Genomic DNA, 17,606 nt, shown 5'->3' on the forward strand with positions numbered 1-17,606 from the left:
GTCGCTCGTTCGAACGGGCGGATGGAGCGGATGGGTCAACCCACGTGTCCGGGCAGGGGCGCGGGGTACGCGTGCTCAGGCGCAGCCGTCCCCGTGCGTATCGATCCTCCGCGGCGGCACTCGCTGCCGCCGGCTTCCCCTGCGAGACCGGACGCCGCACCGACGTGTACGCCGAGGATGTCGGCCTGGACGGCAGTGCGGCCTCGGCCGATGAGCACACCGTGCACACCGGGGACGAGGAAAATGACCAAGGCCGGGAGGACGGACCGCGGTGACCGGGCCCGGACGCGTGGCGGCGGAACCGGCCCCGGCGACGTACAGGGAGGGTTGTGGGTGCTGGGGAGCGAGAAGACGGCGGCCGTGCGGGAGCGGCTGGGGGCGCTGACCTCCGATGTACGCCTCCCCGGCCGGTACCAGCTGGCGCAGTCCCTGAAGGCCGCCGGCGCTGCCGCCCTCGCCTGGGCGCTCACGGGGTGGTGGCTGGCGGCGCCGATGGCACTGATGGCCCCCTGGGCGGCCGTCGCCCTCGTGCAGGGAACCGTCTACCGTTCGCTGCGCTCGGCGGTCGAACTGATCGCGATGATGGCCTCCGGTACCCTGCTGGCCGCGGGCGCGGCGGCGGTCACCGGCAACACCATGACGGCCATGCTCATCGCCCTGCCGCTCACCGTGCTCCTCGGCAATTGGCTGCCGGTCGGTGAGCAGGGACTGTACGCGCCCACCACCGCCCTGTTCGTCCTGGCCTACGGGACGTACTCGCTGTCCGCCGTCGGACACCGCCTGCTCGAAACGGTGGTGGGAGCCGTCGTCGGGATCGCGGTGAACGCGTTCGTCCTGCCGCCGGTGCACTCGCTGCACGTGCGGTCCCTCGCGTGCGCGCTGCCGAGGGACTGCTCACGACTGCTGCGCGAGCTGAGCGAGGGGCTGGTCGAGGAGTACGACGAGGAGCGGGCGGAGCGCTGGCACCGGGCCGCCGGGGAGCTGCCCGGCGCGCTCTCGGACCTCCGCGCGGCGCGCGGCTGGGCGACGGAGAGCTTCCGCTTCAACCCGGGGCACCGGATGCGCCGGAGCACCCCCTCGCCCTCCGAGCAGTGGGACATGCTCTGGGCGCAGGTGGTGAACCAGTTGCTCTCCATCACGCTGACGCTCTGGGAGACCGCATCCGAGCGGCGTGCGCTGCCCCGGCCGTCCGGGCCGTTCCTGGAGGACCTGAGCACCGTGCTGGCCGCCGCGTCGAAGGTCTGCGCCTCCGACGAGACGATCATGGAGCAGGGGCCGGACGACGCATGTCTGAAGGAGCGCGCCGAGCTTCTGACCGGGGCCCGGCGCGCCCTGGCCGAGGCCAAGCGGCATCTGCGCGGGCCGGGCCCCGACGCCGGTGCCTCACTCGGCAGCCTGGTGGCCGGCTGCCAGGCGCTGCTGGACGACCTGACACCCGGCGAGGACGACTCGGTGCGGCTCGCAGGCGGCGCCCGCACCGGCCGGATCTGAGGCGTACGCATGACACGGACGGACCGCATCGCTCAGTCCTGGGGCGCCCCGACGGTCCCGGGAAGGCCCGTACGGGTGGACACCCGTGCCCAACCTGCGCCACCTGGAGTGGTTCCACGACCACGTCCACATCCAGGAGCTCTTCTTCGAGAGGGTGCCCGACCTGGCCGGCGGCGCCGTACGCCCCGGCGCGTCCGACCCCCCGGCCCCGGCCTGAAACTGCGCGCCCGGGCGCCAGCCCTGTGGTGCGTTCGGCGACGGGTGTGCGGTGCACGATGGCTCAACGCTTCGCGCACCCGCGTGTCGTTGCGACCGGAGCATGCTGGCGGACCGGCTCACGGCATGCCGGTGCGGCGGGCCTTGCGATGTCAGTGCAGGACACTGACTGCGCGGGCGATGACGAGCAGGGACGTCATCAGCGCGGCGATGCTCTCGATGCTCATCAGCAGCTTGGCGCGGCTGGAGAGCGGCATGGTGTCGGTGGGGCTGAAGGCTGTCGAGTTCGTCACGGAGATGTACAGGTAGTCCACGAGGGTGGGCACCCAGTCCGAGGAGCCGCTCGCGCCGTCGGCGACCTCTTGGACCGCGTCGTCGTTCTCGTCCTGGGAGAAACGGAAGTCCGCCAGGGGCAGTTCGTCCCGGGGGGCTTGTGTCCGGGCGACGGGACCGCCGCGGTCCAGCTCCCAGAAGGCCAGCCCGAACACGATGATGTTCGTCAGCCACACCTGCAAGGCGGCTGTGAGCAGCGCGGAGCCGTCCTTGATCCCCGCGTGGATCAGTTCGTGGACCAGGATGCTCAGTGCGGTCATGTTGCTGGCCGCGATCACGAACACGAGGGTCAGGGACAGGACGCGGAATGTTTGGGTCTGGCGGGTCAGCCGTCGGGGGTTGATCGCCACCAGAGGGACGAGAAGCAACAGTTCCAGGCCGGGCAGCACGAACCGCGGAGCGACCAGCAGCTGCTGCGGGAGAGCCAGGTAGAGGACGATCGCCACGAGGGTCGCCACGACGGCGGGCAGCCGCGCCTCACCTCGCCGCTCATGACGCGGATGCCTGAACCTCGCCTCCGCCCGGCTCCTCGTCATACGTTCCTCCATCCGCCCCGACTGCTCCGTGATCAGTTCCCTGCCCCGAATCCGCGTCATCGTGCGCGTCGTCGGAGCGCTGGTCACCGTTGCGGCGTACGGCCATGCATCCCCAGCATCCGCCGGTGAGGTCAGCGGCGTTGACTGTATCGGCGCACGGCCCGCACGCCGTCTCGGTGTGCGCCTGCTTGAGCAACGCCGCTGACCGGACGAGTTACTCCCCCGCCGGCTCTCTCACACGTTGAACCCATCTCATTCTGCGACGGGGCAGGGGCAGGGAACCGGTCCGGAGAGATCCGCAGATCAGCCTGCACCGGCCGAGGCCGGCGCCGCATCGGACCGCCCCCGCATGGCAGAACGATGCGTCGGGAGCCACGACTCCGGCTCAGGAGGAAGCGGTCGGTATCTCCGCGTTGGCCTGGGAGCGGGGCGTTTGCGCACCGGGCTGCCCACGTTGACGGTGGTCACTCGTCGGTCGGCGACGGGCTCGTCGTGGTCATTTCGGCCTCGCCGTCGCCAAACACTTCCTGCACGAGTGCCGCGGTCGCCTGCTGGAATGCCGCGGCCATGGACATCGAGGCGTCGTCCACATAGTTGAGCGCCGCGGTGAGGGTCTTGGCGCCGTCCGGGGTGCTGTACATCAGCGCCGCATGGCCTGCCATTCCCCCATTGTGGGTAATGACCTTGCCACCGTCCGGGCCCACGTCCTGGACGAAGACGCCGAGGCCGTAACCGGCCTTGGGGTGCGGCCGGAACATCTCGGCCAGCAGCGGGGCCGAGAGGAGTTTGCCGCCCGTCAATGCGGAGATGAAGGTGTGAAGGTCGTGAGTGGTCGAGATCATGTCGCCGCCGGTGGAGATCCACGAGGGGTTCTGGCGGGTGACATCGACCGTCGTCTCCTCACCTCCGTCTTCCTCGTAGCGGTAGTAGCCGTGCGCGTGCGGCTCCGCTAGACCGGTTTCGGTCTCCGGAAGCGAAGTGTCCCGCAGCCCGAGGGGTCCCAGGACCAGCCGCTCCATCTCGTCGGCGAGCGAGTTGCCGGTGACGCTCTCGATCAGCAACCTGACCAGTACGTAGTTGGTGTTGGAATAGCTCCAATCCGTACCCGGCTCGAAGCGGGCCGGCTTGGACAGGGCCAGGCGTACGAGCTCCTCCGGCCGGTAGGTGCGGAAGCGGTCGTCCACCCATTCACGGCCTGCCGTCGTCGCGGCGATGCCCGGAGCAAACGTTCCGTCGTCGTAGTACTCGCCGGTGAAGTTGAAGATCCCGCTGGTGTGCTGCAGGAGCATACGTACGGTGATCTCGTGGTCGATATCCAGGCCGGGAAGGTACTCGGCGGCGGGCGCGTCCAGATCGATCGCCCCCTCGGCCACCAGCCGGAGGGCCGCGGTGGCGGCAAACGTCTTGGTGTTGCTGCCGATCCGGATGTGCCCGTCCGTCGGCGGCTTCGCCGTCTCGCCCAGCTCGCGCAGGCCGGCGCTGCCCTCCCACGGGCCTCTCTCGTCCTGCACTCGTACGGCCACGCCGGTGAATCCGGCATCGATCATGCCGTCGATGATCTTCTGCAGCTCCGGGCGGTCGTTTTCGGATGGGGTGAAAGGCATGGCTGTGTGCTCCTGTCGGAATATCGGAAGGGTCTGAGCGGATGGGACAGCGCCGGGGCAGTCAGGGGCGCGGTCATCGCCGCAGGGGTCGGCTCTGCTGCGGCGGGGCGCTTCGCACCGTGTCGGCGAGCCGTTGGCACCGCCGGGACAGGAGAGCTCTCTGCCTCGCTCTCCGGTCATCCCCTCTCGCCCCGGCGGGTGATCGTTGCGCTGCCTGCCCGGATGAAGGCATGCGTATGGAAGGCATGGTTCGTGTCTTTCGATCGGAAGTGATTTGTGCCCGTCTGCCGATGCGTGAACAGCAGACGTAGTGGCACAGGCCGCGCGGCGGCTATCGGTACACGGACAGGGTGTGGCGGGAGGGCGGTCAGGCTCCGGCCGGGGGAATCCACTCCGCGAGCTGGACCACCACCGCGTTGGGGTCGGTGAGTTGCAGACGCCATTCCCCCCAGGGCTCCATGCGCAGCGGAAGGGTGATCGGTGCTCCTTCGCGTCGCAGACGCTCGTACTCGGCGTGGATTCCGGTCACCGTGTAGGAAACAAGCGCGCGCGTCTGCGCGGGCGGATGCTGTTGCGGGGTTCCGGGGCCGGCGCTGCCACGAAGGATGATGTCGGTGGCCGCGTCGTCGCGGGAGAGGTGGGTTGCTCCCTGAGCCACCAGTACCTCACGGAATCCAAGGTGGCCGACGAAGAACCGGGCCGATGAAGCCGGATCTTCGACGGTCAGTACCACGGTCGAACCGATGATGTTCATGGGCTGGTCCCCTTTCCCCGGATCGGCTGCTCACGCGGTCCAGCTTCACGTCCGGGAAGAGGGTCATCAAGGCCGTATCCTGCAACGATCGTTAAGCCGGCGGTACACGAAACGGAGGCGGACGGCGTGGAACTGCGAGAGATAGAGATATTCCTGGTGCTGGCTGAGGAGCTCCACTTCGGCCGGACGGCCGAGCGGATGCGCGTCACACCGGCACGGATCAGCCAGACCATCAAGAAGCAGGAACGTGCCATCGGCGCCGAGCTGTTCAAACGGACCAGCCGCAGCGTCCAGCTCACGCCCACCGGATTGATCCTTCGGGACGGCCTCGCCGCCGGTTACCAGCAGATCCAGGAAGCGCTGGCCGCTGCGGCGGCCGCCGGGCGGGGCATCACCGGCGAACTCGACGTGGCCTACTCGGCGGCATGGTGCGGCACCCTTGTCGTAGCCGCGACCGATGTCTTCCGTACGCGCCACCCCAACTGCCTCGTCCGTATCCACGAGTCGCCTCTGCTCGATCCCGTCGGCCCCTTGCGCAACGGCAAGCACGACATCCAGTTGGTCGAACTGCCCATCGACGAGCCGGACATCGTCAACGGACCGGTCCTCTTCTCCGAGCCCCGTGCGCTCGTCGTTCCCCGCAGCCACCCGTTCGCCCGGCGGGACACCGTCTCGCTCGAAGACCTCGCAGAAGCCCCCCTGATCACCGTCACGGGTCAGCCCCAGTACTTCCTCGACCACCACTACCCACACCGCACGCCCCTGGGACGCCCCATTCCGCGCGGTCCGTCCACGACGGCTTGGCAGGAGGTGCTCGCCCTGGTCGGCTCCGGCAAAGGCGTCTCCCCCACGTGCGCCCGAGCCGCCCAGTACTACTCGCGCCCCGATGTGGTCTACGTACCGTTCAGCGACGCACCACTGGTCGAATACGGCCTCCTGTGGACGGCCACGAACAGCACCCCGAAAGTACAGGCCTTCATCGAGATCCTTCTGGAGACGGCCGGGTCCTCGGCCCTGTCGGGGCTGTAGCAGGCTCAGCGGGATCCGAATCGTGGGTGAGGACGGCCCCGGGCGTTCCCTCCAGGCCCCTCGGCGCCTCCGGGCCGCCCCCTGTCCCGCCCGGCCGGGCCAGCGGGGCGCGGGGTCGTCCGCACTCCAGTGGGATGTCCATGGGTACCGCACCGTCTTCGCGGCGCTCCTGCTTTCGGCGGAAGGGGCGCCGATCGGTTCGGGCACAGCCGCGTGTTCCTTGTCGGTCTCGGCCTGTTGCGGCCAGCACGTCCCGCTGCTGCGGCTGTCCCTCGCACGGCGCACGCGAACTGGGGCTCGTACCCGAGGGGGACGGCTCTCCACCTCCAGGGCGCGGACCGGACGGGTGAGCGGTACGGGAACCCGTATTCCTGAGCGGCACAAGGGGTGAGGCGGATCCGCACCCTGGCAGTGCCGTGTCACGACCGGCACTGCCAGGTGCGTCGCCAGGGGGCGTGGGCCCCTCCGCCTCGAAGGTGAGCGGTCAGCGGATGTAGACCTCGATGCTGGTACTGGACGGCAGGTGGAGGGCGTCACCGGCGAACGACGCGGTGTAGGTGACGTAGCCGCGGACGGTGGCGCGGTCGGTGAGGGCGAAGGTCTCGTCGGCGGCGAGAGTCGTGGGCGGGAGCGTCACCGGCTTGGTGGCGCCGGGGGCCAGGCGGGTGAGGGTGACAGTGGTGCCGGCCGGGAAGGGGAGGTCGGAGGCGAGACGGCCGGTCAGGGAGCGGGCACCGGAGGGGGTCGTGGAGGGTATGTGCAGCACGGTCTCGGTGGCGGCCTTCCCAGGGGTGGTCAGCACTCGCAGGACGACCGGTGCGCCCTGCCGTGTCTCCCGGGTGACGGCGAAGAGGCGCCGGTTGTCCGGCGCCCAGCCGAGGCCGGCGGGCAGCAGCAGCGGAGAGGTGTCACCGGAGGCGAATTCGAAGACGCCGTGCGAGGCGCGGGCGCCCGGCTTGAACATGAAGACGTCCGAGCCGTATCTGCTGTCCACCCCGGCCGCGACGGCTCCGTCGGCGGCGACGGCCACCGCGTTGGGGTAGGCGGCGGCCGGGTAGCGGCCCACGTCGGCGAGGTCGGAGGTGCGCAGCACCTGATGGTAGTAGGGGCTGCCGCTGGCCAGGACGACGTTCTTGCCATCGGCGCTGAAGGCCAGGTCCTGGGTGTCGCCGGCGTCGGGCAGTCGTCGTTCGGCCGTGCGGCGGGCAGTGGCGGTGCGTACGTCGTACACGGCGAAGGTGGCTGGGCTGACATCCCGCTCACCGGCGACCAGGACGCCGGGGGCGGCAGCGGAGGTGGCCAGTGCCGGTGCGGAGTACCAGCCGTCCGCGGTGGCCTGCCCCAGGGTGACAACAGGGCGTGCCGTGGTGGGGTCGACCGAGCCGATGTCGCCGTCGCCCTCGGCACCGTAGCCGAACCACAGGCGCTTACCGCTGACCGCGAGGGTGCGCGGGGCGGTGCCGGCGCCGGTGGCATACCGCGCGACGACCTCGTGGGTGGTGGTGCTGATGGCCGCGACGGTGTCCGCGCCGGGCAGGGCCGCGTAGAGGGTGGCGGCGTCCTCCGACAGGGCCAGCTGCGCCGCCCCGGACAGGCCGGTCACCTGCTTCAGCACCGAGCCGTTGAAATCGGTGACGACGACCGCGCCGCGAATGGGATCGCTGAAGAAGAGGCGGCTGTGGACGGCGTCGACGACCATGTCCGAGTAGCCGTCGAGCGGCAGGACGGCGGAGGCAGCGCGGGGCTGAGCGGCAGCGGCCCGTCGGGCGGTCGCGGCGTCCGCACCGGAGGGGGCGGCAGTCGCGGCAGCCACCGGCGTCAGCAAGGCGAGGGTGAGGCCGGCAGTACCCCAGAGACGCGCGGTGGCACGGGCGCGCGCCCGGGTGACCGTGCGGGTCTCGGTCTTGGCATCGATGCTGGTGTCGATTCTGTGCCGACGTGAGAGCACTGGTTCTCCTCCGATAAGTGCAGGGTGTCCGGACCGTCGCGTACGGGGCGGAGGGAAACGCCGTCCCGCGACACCTTGGGCCCGCGGTGGTGACGCGCCGTGCTCCTACCCCCGACAACCCCGTTGATGACAGCCACATCAGCGACATCAGAAGGTCAAGTAGCCGCGCGTACATGGCAGTTCGCCAAACCTCTTCAGTCGGCTGATGAGTTCGCAGACGTGGAGCCCACAAGGTGAGCTGACCTGTTCCGGCGCCGAGGTGCCGATCGGCTGCCGGGCCGCCGTGGTTCGTGAAACGTCGCGCCCGAGCGCGGCGCTTCGTGCATACCCGGCCGGGGATGCGGGCGACTCAGCAGTCCGCCCAGGTCCCCCAGAGCGGTCAGGTGGTCGCAGGAGTCCCAGCCGCGCCCGGTGAAGTCGCCGCCGACCCACAACTTGCCCTGATGGACGTGGAGCTGGACGGTTCCACTATCGCTGCCGAACGACCCGGTGCACAGCGCCGTTCCCAGGCTGGTTCCAGTTCAAGAACGACAAAGTGCCGGCCACCCGGGTCGAGGGACCGAGGGCCACCGTGACCGCGCGGCGGTCACCGCGGCACGAGGACCACCTTGCCGCTGATCTCCCGGCGCTCCAGTGCGCCGTGCACGTCCGCCGCCTCCTCCATGGGCCGGACCGCGGCAAGGCGCGGAGTGATCTCGCCGCGGGAGGCCATGGCGAGCAGTCCCGCCAGGGCGGAGCGGTACCCGTCGTGGTCCGCCGCGATTTCGCGCGGAACCATGCTCAGCGCCGTGCGCCGCCCCGGCCGCAGGCCCATGAGCTTCACTCGCGCCGCCCCGCGCACCGTGTCGCCGACCATGTGGCCGGGCCGCCCGCTGAAGGCGTAGCTGACGAGCACTCCGCCTGGGCCCAGTACGCGGTAGCCCTTGCCGAGGTTGGCTCCACCGATATGGTCGAACACCGCGCGGATGCCCGCCGGTTCGCGTACGCGCAGCACCTCCTCGAAGTCCTCATGCCGGTAGTCGATGAACGTCGTGCCGTGCCGGGCGAGCGCCTCGCGGCTGCCCTGAGCGGACGCCGTCCCGTACATCCGCAGGCCGCGCATCCGGCCCAGAGCCCCGACGGCCTGCCCGACGCCGCCGCTCGCGCCGTGCACCAGGACGGCGTCCCCGCGGCCGACGCGCCCGTGCGTGTCGAGCAGGCTCAGCGCGGTGAGGTGGTCGAGCGGGACGGCCGCGGCCAGCTCCGGCTCCAGCCCGTCGGGCAGCGGCACGAGCTGCCACAGCGGCAGCGTGACGTACTCGGCGTAGGCGCCCATTGCGCTGAGTGCGGCGGCGACGGCCACCCCGGCGCCGAGCCCCGGCGGCGTCGGGCCGACCGGGTTCAGGTCCACAATTTCGCCGGCGAGTTCGTACCCCGGAGTGAACGGTGCCCGGCGTTGCAGCAGGTAGTCACCGGACCGGGCCATCAGGTCGGTGAAGCCGACCCCTGCGGCCAGGACCCGAACGCGAGCGTGCCCAGGCGGTGGCGTCGGAAGGGCCGCGGTCACTGTGCGCAGCACCCCGGGCCCACCGAACCGCTCCGCGACGACCTTACGGAAGACGATGTCCTGCATGCGATCCACCCTCATCTTGTCCGTACTCATTGAATGATGCGACATTAAATTACACGACATCTATGTTCCGTCAATGGGTGCCGTGTAACGTGATGCGAGAGGAAGACAGCGACGAGGAGGGATTCCGGATGGAGCCGGTCGAGGAGGTGCGTCTGCTCGTACTTGCGGCGCAGCGCGAGGGAAACCGCGCCCTCGCCTCGGAACTGCGGCCGTTGGGCCTTACTCCTTCCCAGGGGGAGGTGCTGAGTCTCCTGGCCCGGCGCCAGCCGCTCAGCCTCTCAGGGCTCGGCGCCTTGTTGGTCTGCGAGAGCGGCAGCAACCCCAGCCGACTCGTCGACCGGTTGGTGACAGCCGGGTACGTACACCGCGAGGTGGACGGTCACGACCGCCGTCACGTTGAACTGACGCTCACGGAAGCCGGCCGCACCGCCGCCGAGGGCGTCGCCGTGGTCGAGAGCCGGCTACACGCCCGGATCGCCGAGGCGGCGACAGGACACGACCTGGAGCAAGTCCGCAGGTTCCTGCGCGCCCTCGTGGCCGGTGGCGGCGCGGGGGACGCCGTCGCACTCCGGGCCTCCGCCGCTGCGGGCGCCGACCCGGGGCCGGAGCCCGCCCGTTGACCACTCGCTCCCGGCACCGCCGCAAGATCGAACGCTCCATCGCCCGGCTCCCGGGGCCACCGCCGAGCCGCCTCACCATCCGATACGAGCGCAAGGGGGCGCAGCACGGGCTGGGCCCCGTTGTCGCGCGGATGCCGGGTTGATGCGGACGGGCCGCGCAGAGCGTAGGCGCGGTAGCGGCGGGCACGCGGTGGCGGGCGTAGGCGCCGCGCACTGCGTACACCACGGCGAGGGCGTCGACGGCGCCAAGGCTATCTCGAAGTCACCGCCGTCACCCATGCGCCGGTGGCCGCCACCCATGCCGTCGTGGCGAACTGGGTCGACGATGCAGGCGGCGTACGCCCGGATCGCCGAGGCGCGGCATCGCTCAAGCAGCTCGGGGTGAAGCATTGCCGCCACCCCGTCGTCCTGCGGGGTATGGCCGATGCCCCGCAGGACGGCGACGAGGGCTTCGCGGCCCCGTCGGCCGAGGATGATTCCGGCTGTGGCGGCGATCATGTCGGCGCAGGTCTCCTCCTGCCGCTCACCGCCGTGCTCGGTGACCCGCAGGGGCGCTGTTCCGGCGGCGCCGGGCGGAGGGACGCAGGTGGCGCCGCGCCGACCGGAGCGGCCGTCGGGGTCTGGCGGTGCCGGCCGCCGACAGCGTGTCAGGCCCATGAATCCTTACCATCGGTCGACCACGAGAACCTGGGGTGCGATCAGTTCACGGGGTTCGGCGGGTAAGGCGTCACGGGCATGATTCCTGAGGGTGATCAGCTCGTCGCCCCAGCGGGCGTCGAGCAGTTCGGCATCCGTCATGCTCAGTTCGCCGGATCGTTCTCCGATCGCGGCAAGGTGTCCCAGGTGCCCCCAGGGCAGCCGTTCGACCTGCCAGCCCGGCCAGGTCTCCCGCATCTGTGCCAGGCATGCCGGCGGGACGACGTCGGCAGTCCAGTAGCGGAGGCGACGCTTGCGCACGTCGATGACCGCGCCATCGGTCACGACGTCCTCGGCGGCCAGGGGGTAGGGCGGCTCGGCGGCCAAGACGCGAACAACGGGCTCCCCCTGCTGCGCTAGTAGCGGGGCGATGGAGTTGTTCAATTGCCAGTGGGTAAGGGCCGTGTCGTCGATGACGCTGACGAGGCACGTCGCGCCGGCAAGGGTGTCGGCGATCGATTCGTCGTGGCGAACGGTGATCGTGCGGGCTTCCGGGTCCCAGCCGACGAACCAGTAGTCGCGCGAGGCCACGTCGACCTCGACCGGGTTGTTCTCCACGGGTCCAGGCGGCGGTCCGGGGACGACGAGGCGGCGAAGCTCCTCGTCGCCACCCCAGGCATGAGCGACGTCCCAGCCCTCCCAGCCCGGCAATCCCGCCAGGTGCAGAGCCATGCTCTCTCGGTGCGCGGCGCCCGCGCACGGCACTTTCAGGGCACAGCCGTAAAAGCGGTATCGGCGCGTGACCAGGTCGAGGGCGATGCCCTGGCAAGACCGCGCCGTCTTCGGATCCCCGATGACGGGCCTGCCCTCGCACAGGACCCGCTTCACCAGAGAAGCACGGTCCTCGGCGCCGGCCAGATGCCACCGGCCATACTTCTCCTGCAACTCCCGCGCGGAGCCATCCTCCAAGCGAACGAGATACGCAGACCAGCAGCCCATCAGGTGACACTAGCAACCGCTCGGTCAGCTGTCCCGACGGTGGATCTGCCCCCGTAACAAGGACCCGCTCGCGAAGACTGCTCCGGCGCGTGCGCGGCGTACCCGGGCCTGGAGAGCCTGTGCGGTCTGCGCCGGTATGGCCAGGGTCCGCGTGTGACAGGTTCTCAGGCGTGGACGTGGTGGCGGGTGCCCGGCAGTTTGTGCGGGGCCGCGTGGTGTGCGGGCCGGCCTGTTTCGGGAGTGGCCAGGCGCCGCTGGGCGAAAGTCGCTGTGGCAAGCAGTGCGGTGAAGACGGCCAGGAGAAGGACGGAGACCCACATCTGACGGCTTCCCGGGGCCTGCCAGCCGGTCCAGAGGGCGGATACCGTCCAGAGCGGAACGGCTGCGGCGTAGAAGGAGCGAACACGGCGCAGTTGCCGTGCGTTCCGCAGGAACTGGATACGTTCAGTCTTCGAGGTCATGCGGCACCATGTACCCCCGATGCGTGAGATCGATCAGGCTGGGCGGGGGCTCGGGCGGGTTCCTGTCGAGTGGGTACACACGAACAGAGACAGCCGATGAACGCCGGGGCCGACCCGGACGAGGTGTGTTGCACCCACCGCCTCAGACTCCATCACCACCCTGCGGGCGGTGCGTCGGCCTTGGATCCGGCACAGCGAGGCGCTGCTCACCATGGCGGGCCCGAGTCGTGTGCCAGGGCGAGGATCTCGGACGGTGGGCGCGCAGTGCGGCTCGGCCGGGGCCACCTCACGACCGTGCGACAGGGCGTCTTCGAACAAGTCCACGGGATCGGGTCCGAGGACGAGGAAGCGCCTTGCCGTACACAGGCCGAGTGGCTCGCAGGCGATCATTCAGAGCGCATCAAGGGTGATTCGCCCGCGAACACCACCGCGCTCCCCCAGCTCATGGGCTGCCGCAGCCTGGTCAAGGGACAGGACGGCAGCGATCTCCGTGCGGAGGGCACCGGATTCCAGGAGAGCAGCCGCGCGACCCAGGACGCCGGCATCGGGACGGACCTTGGTACGGCCGATCCTGATGCCACGGGCAGCCGCCACCTCGGCCTGTCCGCACTGTTCACCCTTCAGCGTCACCAAGGTCCCGCCTGGTCGCACCGTGGCGGCCACCCGGCCGAACTCCGCACCACCACGCGGATCCACTGCCACATCGATTCCAACGGCCTTCTCCTCAATCGGCTCCCGGGTGTAGTCGAGCAAACGGTCTGCACCCAACTCGGCCAGGTGGCCGTGATTACGGGCGGAGGCGGTGGCAATCACCTCGGCACCCGCGCGCTTCGCCAGCTGTACGGCCACCTGCCCGACACCACCCGCCGCACCATGCACCAGCACTCGCGCACCTGCCAATGACCGACCAGCCTGCTCGAAGAGCGTCTGCCAGGCGGTCAGGACCGGCAGGGCGGAGGCGGCTGCCACCGTGTGGGAGACGCCTGAGGGCTTGAGCGCAAGATCACTGGCCGAAGCGACAACGTACTGTGCGTAACCTCCGGACAGGGCCGGGAATCGCAGCATGCCGAACACCTGGTCGTTCTCCGCTTTGTCCACCACTCCGGGGCCGACGGCAACGACAGTTCCCGAGATGTCCCAGCCCAGTACGGCGGGAAAGCGGTCGATGGGCACACCGCGTCCGGAGCGGGTCTCCCAGTCGATGGGGTTGACTCCGGCCGCGTGCACCCGGACGAGGATTTCGCCCTCCCTCGGTCGTGGGACGCGCAGTTCGGCGGGCCGGAGCCGCTCCGCGGGGCCGTAACCATCGAGAAGAATGGCGCGCATGATCTCCGGCACGCCGCTCACGGGCCGGTCTCCGCGGCCTCGGACGTGCTGTTGACGGCGGGGCTGGCGGGTGCGGGTTCAGGCTCCGCCTCTACCGGGCCATCCGCTGAGGCCTTCACCGCCGAGGCGTCCCTCACGTCCCTGGGGTCGGGCTGGGCAAGGGAGCGCTCGGGGTATGCGGGTGGGCGCAACTGCCGGATGGCGACGGTCGCAGGGACGGCGAGCGCACACACCACGAGAGCGGCGAGCGGCACCTCGTCCACACCGTAGGCCGCGAGCGCCCACCCGCCCACCGCGGAGCCGGCGGCTATGCCGGCGTTGACCGCCGACGCACCGAGCGTCGCGGCGAGGTCGCCGCCCGGCCCAGCGAGTGTGATGACCCGCAGTTGCAGGGAGGGCACCACGCCGAATCCGACGAGCCCCCACATCGCCAGCGCGAGGGCCACCATCACGGGCCGGCTACCGCCGAGGTGGAGCAGGACGAGGGCGAGTACCAGCACGGTGCTGCCCACGATCAGGGTCACGGACGCGCTGTGGTCGGCGAGCCGCCCGCCGATGAACGTGCCGGCCGCGCTCGCGACACCGAAGATCAGCAGGAACACGCTCACCGCGGCGCCAGGGATGCCGGTGACGTCTTCCAGGAACGGCGCGAGGTAGGTGAAGGCGGTGAACTGGCCGCCCATCAGCAGAATGCCGGTGCCCAGAACGGCCAGTACCCGCGGAGCGAAGGCGAAGCGGACCTGCGCGCCGAGCCCGCCGCCGCCACTGCGGGGGGCCGCCGGGACATAGCGCATCACGGCGACGAGCGCCAGAACGCTCAGGGCGATGATTCCGGCGAACGCGGCTCGCCAGCCGAGGGTCTGGCCGACGAGCGTCCCCAGTGGGACACCCAGGACGGTGGAGACAGCGATGCCGCCGAAGACCATGGAGACGGCCTGGCCGCGGCGAGCTGCGGGCACCAGTCCTGCGGCAACGGCGGTGGCCACTCCGATGAACAGGCCGTGCAGAGTGCCGGTGAGCGCCCGGGCCGCCAGCAGCAGACCGAAAACAGTAGCCAGGAGGGCCAGCAGATTGCCGCCGAGGAACACCAGCAGGGTCAGCACCAGCAGCGGGCGTCGCTCCACGCGGATGGTCAGAGCCGTGACGACCGGGCCGCCGAGAGCGATGCCCAGCGCGTAGGCGGTCACCAGCAGGCCTGCGGATCCGACCGTGATGTCCAAGTCGTCGGCGATCAGGTGCAGGACGCCCACAACGATGAGTTCGGCAGTGCCGATCACGAACGCGCCGAGCGCGAGTGCCGCCAGCGCTGCGCGGCTCTTCCGAGCCGGTGGAGGAGCGGGTGGGTCGACGTCTGTGGTCACAGTGGTGGTCTCCGATTCAGTGTGGGTACGGGCCGGGATCTCTGTCACGCGGGGGATGTCTTCTCTGCACGGCCGGCCAACCGTCCCGACCGGGGCTCCCGGGCCGGCGCACAGAGTGCGGGCACGTGTTCGGTGACGCATCCGCAACGAGGGGACCTTCCGGCTGCGGCACCGGGAACCGGGAACACCGCAGCTTCATGGGGAGGGGAACAGCAGGGACGACATGTTCGGCCGTGTACGCACGCTAGGTGGACCCACAGTCGGCCGGGGGAATCGAGCAACGGGTACGCGACCGCACGACAACGCCGTGTCGGGTCAGGCTGTCGGACCAGACCGTCTTCGCGCCCGGTACTCGCCGTGCTCCCATACTCCTCCTGCCGTTGCGGGTCAGACACGAACCGGTGCGGGCCTGCCACACCTGGTCACCACAACGGACAGCATCCGCTCAGCACGGAATCCCGGCAACGACTGTTCCAGCAAGGCGCGTTAACGCTACGGTTAACGCAGTCGTGGAGACGCAATGAGCGTGGGGGCCGTGGAACTCAGGGACATCGAGATCTTTCTGACCCTCGCGCAGGAACTCCACTTCGGCCGAACCGCAGAACGGCTGCACGTGACCCCGGCCCGGATCAGTCAGGCGATCAAGAGGCAGGAGCGCATCCTCGGCGCCGAACTGTTCAAGCGGACCAGCCACCATGTGCAACTGACGCCTGTCGGATCGCGGTTGAGGGACGATCTCACAGTCGGATACCGGCAGATCCAAGAGGCGCTGGCCACCGCGGCTGCCGCCGGTCAGGCAATCACCGGGGAACTCCACATCGGATTCGCCGGCGCATGGTCCGGCAATCTCATCGTGGCGGCCGCCGACGACTTCCGCACCCGCCATCCCAACTGCCCGATCCACATGCACGAATCACCCATGAGCGATCCGCTCAGCCCTTTACGCAACGGCAACCGCGACCTCCAACTCGTGGAGCTGCCCATCCACGAACCCGACATCGTCAGCGGGCCGGTGCTCTTCCGCGAGCCCCGCGTGCTGGCCGTGCCTCCCGGTCACCCCTTCGCCGAACGGGACACTGTGTCCGTCGAGGATCTCGCAGATGCCCCGCTGATCACCATTACGGAACAGCCCCAGTACTTCCTCGACCACCACTACCCCCATCGCACCCCCCGGGGCCGGCACATCCCACGCGGTCCGTCCACCACCACCTGGCAGGGCGTGCTCGCTCTCGTCGGCGCGGGGAAAGGTGTCTCCCCCGCCTCCGCACGAGCCGCGCACTACTATTCCCGGCCGGACATCGTCTACGTCCCCTTCCGCGATGCACCACCGGTCGAGTACGGCCTCTTCTGGTCGAACACCGGCAATACTCCGAAGGTGCGCGCGTTCGTACGGGCAATCGTTGAAGCAGCAAGCAGGGAAACCGGTTCGCGTCCCATCCCGCCCTCGGCCCGACGGCCAGGCCCACTCCACTGAGTGACGCCTACCCCATGGCGTGCCGCCGCCGTTCGACCGTAAAGCCCGGCGCTGTGTCCGTCGTCTCGCAGCGGCTGGGCGCCTTTCACGACACTCCGACGAGTTCGCGCAGATCGGTGAAGAAACGAGTGTGGGCGGCAGCGGCGAACTCGTCGGTAAGGTCCATGCCCTGGATGAAACCGTGCGGGAGGCCGGCTTCGCGGCGCAGGCGAACGGGAACACCCGCGGCCGCGAGGCGCTCGGCGTATGCCTCGCCCTCGTCGCGCAGCGCATCGTGCTCCGCTGTGACGATCAGTGCCGGCGGCAGGCCCGCGAGGTCGGGGGCGTGCAGCGGGCTCACCGCGGCGCGGGCTGCCGGGTCAGGGACGTAGGAGGCGGCGAAGAAGGCCAGCACACTGGCGTCAAGCCCGTATCCGGTGCCCTTCTCGATGATCGACGGACGACTGAGCGTCAGGTCGGTGTTGGGGCAGATCAGGGCTTGGAGGCTGGGCAGCGGGCCGCCGGTGTCCCGCAGAGCCAGGCAGGCAGCGGCCGCGAGGAAGCCGCCGGCGCTGTCGCCCGCGACCGCGTCCGGCCGCGCCCAGGCCAGCACCGCGACTGCATCGTCCAGCGCTGCGGGGTGTGGATGCTCCGGAGCCAGGCGGTAGTCGACGGCAAGCACATCGACGTCGCAGGCTTCTGCGATGCGCCGACAGGTACGGTCATGAGTCTCCAGATCACAGAAGACGAAGCCCCCGCCGTGCAGGAAAACCACCAGCGGCAGTCCGGGACCGCCGGGGCGGTACCGCCGCAGCGGCACTCCACCGGGCCCGGTCAGATCCTCCACCGACGCCAGCTCGGGTCCCCTGGGACGGGACAGGCGCCGCTCGCGGGCACCGTCACGCAACTGGTTCAGCAAGTCAGGCGGCAGCATGCGCGTCAGCTCTCCGACAGGGCCGGTCAAAGGGCTGCCAGGTTACGACACAGGCCCAGCCAACAGAACAGCGCCCGAGAGCTTGGGGAATGAACCCTGGGTGAGGGATGACAACGCCGCAGACGCGGTGCCGGAGCCATGTTCACGTGTACGCCGACCCTAGGCTTCGGCCCTAGGGGGTGTCTTGTCGATCAGGGCCGGATCAGGCCGCGGCGTCTGGTGCGGTGCATCGCAAGGCGCCGGAGCGTCGTGATAGCGGAGCTATTGGGGCGTTTCGGCAACGCCGCGAGGTG

General features: G+C 70.0%; 16 protein-coding genes. 6 read left to right on the plus strand and 10 right to left on the minus strand.

Going from position 1 to position 17,606, the window contains the following annotated elements:
- Positions 1-71 precede the first annotated feature (71 nt).
- The 3 genes from ACFZAT_RS32800 to ACFZAT_RS32810 all read left to right on the plus strand — a co-directional run bounded on the left by ACFZAT_RS32800 (position 72) and on the right by ACFZAT_RS32810 (position 1,708).
- Positions 72-275 carry a DUF5709 domain-containing protein gene (locus ACFZAT_RS32800; protein WP_391269492.1) on the plus strand — a complete coding sequence of 68 codons (204 nt, stop codon included), beginning with the start codon at positions 72-74 and terminating at the stop codon, positions 273-275.
- A 58-nt stretch (positions 276-333) separates the two neighbouring features.
- Positions 334-1,491 carry an aromatic acid exporter family protein gene (locus ACFZAT_RS32805; RefSeq protein WP_391269494.1) on the plus strand — a complete coding sequence of 386 codons (1,158 nt, stop codon included), beginning with the start codon at positions 334-336 and terminating at the stop codon, positions 1,489-1,491.
- 85 nt (positions 1,492-1,576) lie between these two features.
- Positions 1,577-1,708, plus strand: coding sequence for a hypothetical protein (locus ACFZAT_RS32810; RefSeq protein WP_391269495.1), 132 nt, complete (start codon positions 1,577-1,579; stop codon positions 1,706-1,708).
- Between the two features lie 151 nt (positions 1,709-1,859).
- On the opposite strand, the gene ACFZAT_RS32815 is transcribed toward ACFZAT_RS32810, so the two are convergent.
- The 3 genes from ACFZAT_RS32815 to ACFZAT_RS32825 form a co-directional block, all read right to left on the minus strand.
- Positions 1,860-2,576 carry a hypothetical protein gene (locus ACFZAT_RS32815; protein WP_391269497.1) on the minus strand — a complete coding sequence of 239 codons (717 nt, stop codon included), beginning with the start codon at positions 2,574-2,576 and terminating at the stop codon, positions 1,860-1,862.
- Positions 2,577-3,040: 464 nt separating this feature from the next.
- On the minus strand, positions 3,041-4,180 hold the full coding sequence (locus tag ACFZAT_RS32820; protein WP_391269498.1) for a serine hydrolase: 1,140 nt from the start codon (positions 4,178-4,180) through the stop codon (positions 3,041-3,043).
- Between the two features lie 367 nt (positions 4,181-4,547).
- Positions 4,548-4,934, minus strand: coding sequence for a VOC family protein (locus ACFZAT_RS32825; RefSeq protein ID WP_391269499.1), 387 nt, complete (start codon positions 4,932-4,934; stop codon positions 4,548-4,550).
- Positions 4,935-5,060: 126 nt separating this feature from the next.
- On the opposite strand from ACFZAT_RS32825, the gene ACFZAT_RS32830 reads away from it, so the two are divergent.
- Positions 5,061-5,963, plus strand: a complete 903-nt coding sequence (locus tag ACFZAT_RS32830; RefSeq protein WP_391269501.1) for a LysR substrate-binding domain-containing protein — start codon at positions 5,061-5,063, stop codon at positions 5,961-5,963.
- A gap of 484 nt (positions 5,964-6,447) precedes the next feature.
- On the opposite strand, the gene ACFZAT_RS32835 is transcribed toward ACFZAT_RS32830, so the two are convergent.
- Both ACFZAT_RS32835 and ACFZAT_RS32840 read right to left on the minus strand, forming a co-directional pair.
- Positions 6,448-7,911 carry a hypothetical protein gene (locus tag ACFZAT_RS32835; RefSeq protein WP_391269503.1) on the minus strand — a complete coding sequence of 488 codons (1,464 nt, stop codon included), beginning with the start codon at positions 7,909-7,911 and terminating at the stop codon, positions 6,448-6,450.
- 586 nt (positions 7,912-8,497) lie between these two features.
- Complete coding sequence (locus ACFZAT_RS32840) at positions 8,498-9,523, minus strand: zinc-binding dehydrogenase (RefSeq protein WP_391269505.1); 1,026 nt, start codon at positions 9,521-9,523, stop codon at positions 8,498-8,500.
- Positions 9,524-9,615: 92 nt separating this feature from the next.
- On the opposite strand from ACFZAT_RS32840, the gene ACFZAT_RS32845 reads away from it, so the two are divergent.
- Complete coding sequence (locus ACFZAT_RS32845) at positions 9,616-10,143, plus strand: MarR family transcriptional regulator (protein ID WP_391269507.1); 528 nt, start codon at positions 9,616-9,618, stop codon at positions 10,141-10,143.
- Between the two features lie 663 nt (positions 10,144-10,806).
- On the opposite strand, the gene ACFZAT_RS32850 is transcribed toward ACFZAT_RS32845, so the two are convergent.
- The 4 genes from ACFZAT_RS32850 to ACFZAT_RS32865 all read right to left on the minus strand — a co-directional run bounded on the left by ACFZAT_RS32850 (position 10,807) and on the right by ACFZAT_RS32865 (position 14,974).
- The gene (locus tag ACFZAT_RS32850; protein WP_391269509.1) at positions 10,807-11,748 is read right to left on the minus strand and encodes a hypothetical protein; all 942 of its coding nucleotides are present in this window, start codon (positions 11,746-11,748) and stop codon (positions 10,807-10,809) included.
- A gap of 194 nt (positions 11,749-11,942) precedes the next feature.
- Positions 11,943-12,239, minus strand: coding sequence for a hypothetical protein (locus tag ACFZAT_RS32855; RefSeq protein WP_391269511.1), 297 nt, complete (start codon positions 12,237-12,239; stop codon positions 11,943-11,945).
- Between the two features lie 390 nt (positions 12,240-12,629).
- A complete protein-coding gene (locus ACFZAT_RS32860; protein ID WP_391269513.1) occupies positions 12,630-13,586 on the minus strand; it encodes an alcohol dehydrogenase catalytic domain-containing protein in 957 nt (318 codons plus the stop codon).
- Entirely contained in the window at positions 13,583-14,974 is a 1,392-nt protein-coding gene (locus ACFZAT_RS32865; RefSeq protein WP_391269515.1) for an MFS transporter, read from the minus strand. Before ACFZAT_RS32865 ends, ACFZAT_RS32860 begins: the two co-directional genes overlap by 4 nt.
- A gap of 487 nt (positions 14,975-15,461) precedes the next feature.
- On the opposite strand from ACFZAT_RS32865, the gene ACFZAT_RS32870 reads away from it, so the two are divergent.
- Complete coding sequence (locus tag ACFZAT_RS32870) at positions 15,462-16,400, plus strand: LysR substrate-binding domain-containing protein (RefSeq protein ID WP_391269516.1); 939 nt, start codon at positions 15,462-15,464, stop codon at positions 16,398-16,400.
- A gap of 85 nt (positions 16,401-16,485) precedes the next feature.
- Here the strand turns inward: ACFZAT_RS32870 and ACFZAT_RS32875 are convergent, their stop codons facing one another.
- On the minus strand, positions 16,486-17,313 hold the full coding sequence (locus tag ACFZAT_RS32875; protein ID WP_391269518.1) for an alpha/beta hydrolase fold domain-containing protein: 828 nt from the start codon (positions 17,311-17,313) through the stop codon (positions 16,486-16,488).
- Between the last annotated feature and the right edge of the window lie 293 nt (positions 17,314-17,606).

Origin of the sequence: Streptomyces sp. NPDC008163 (genome assembly GCF_042956885.1) — a bacterium.
Lineage (GTDB): Bacteria > Actinomycetota > Actinomycetes > Streptomycetales > Streptomycetaceae > Streptomyces > Streptomyces drozdowiczii_A.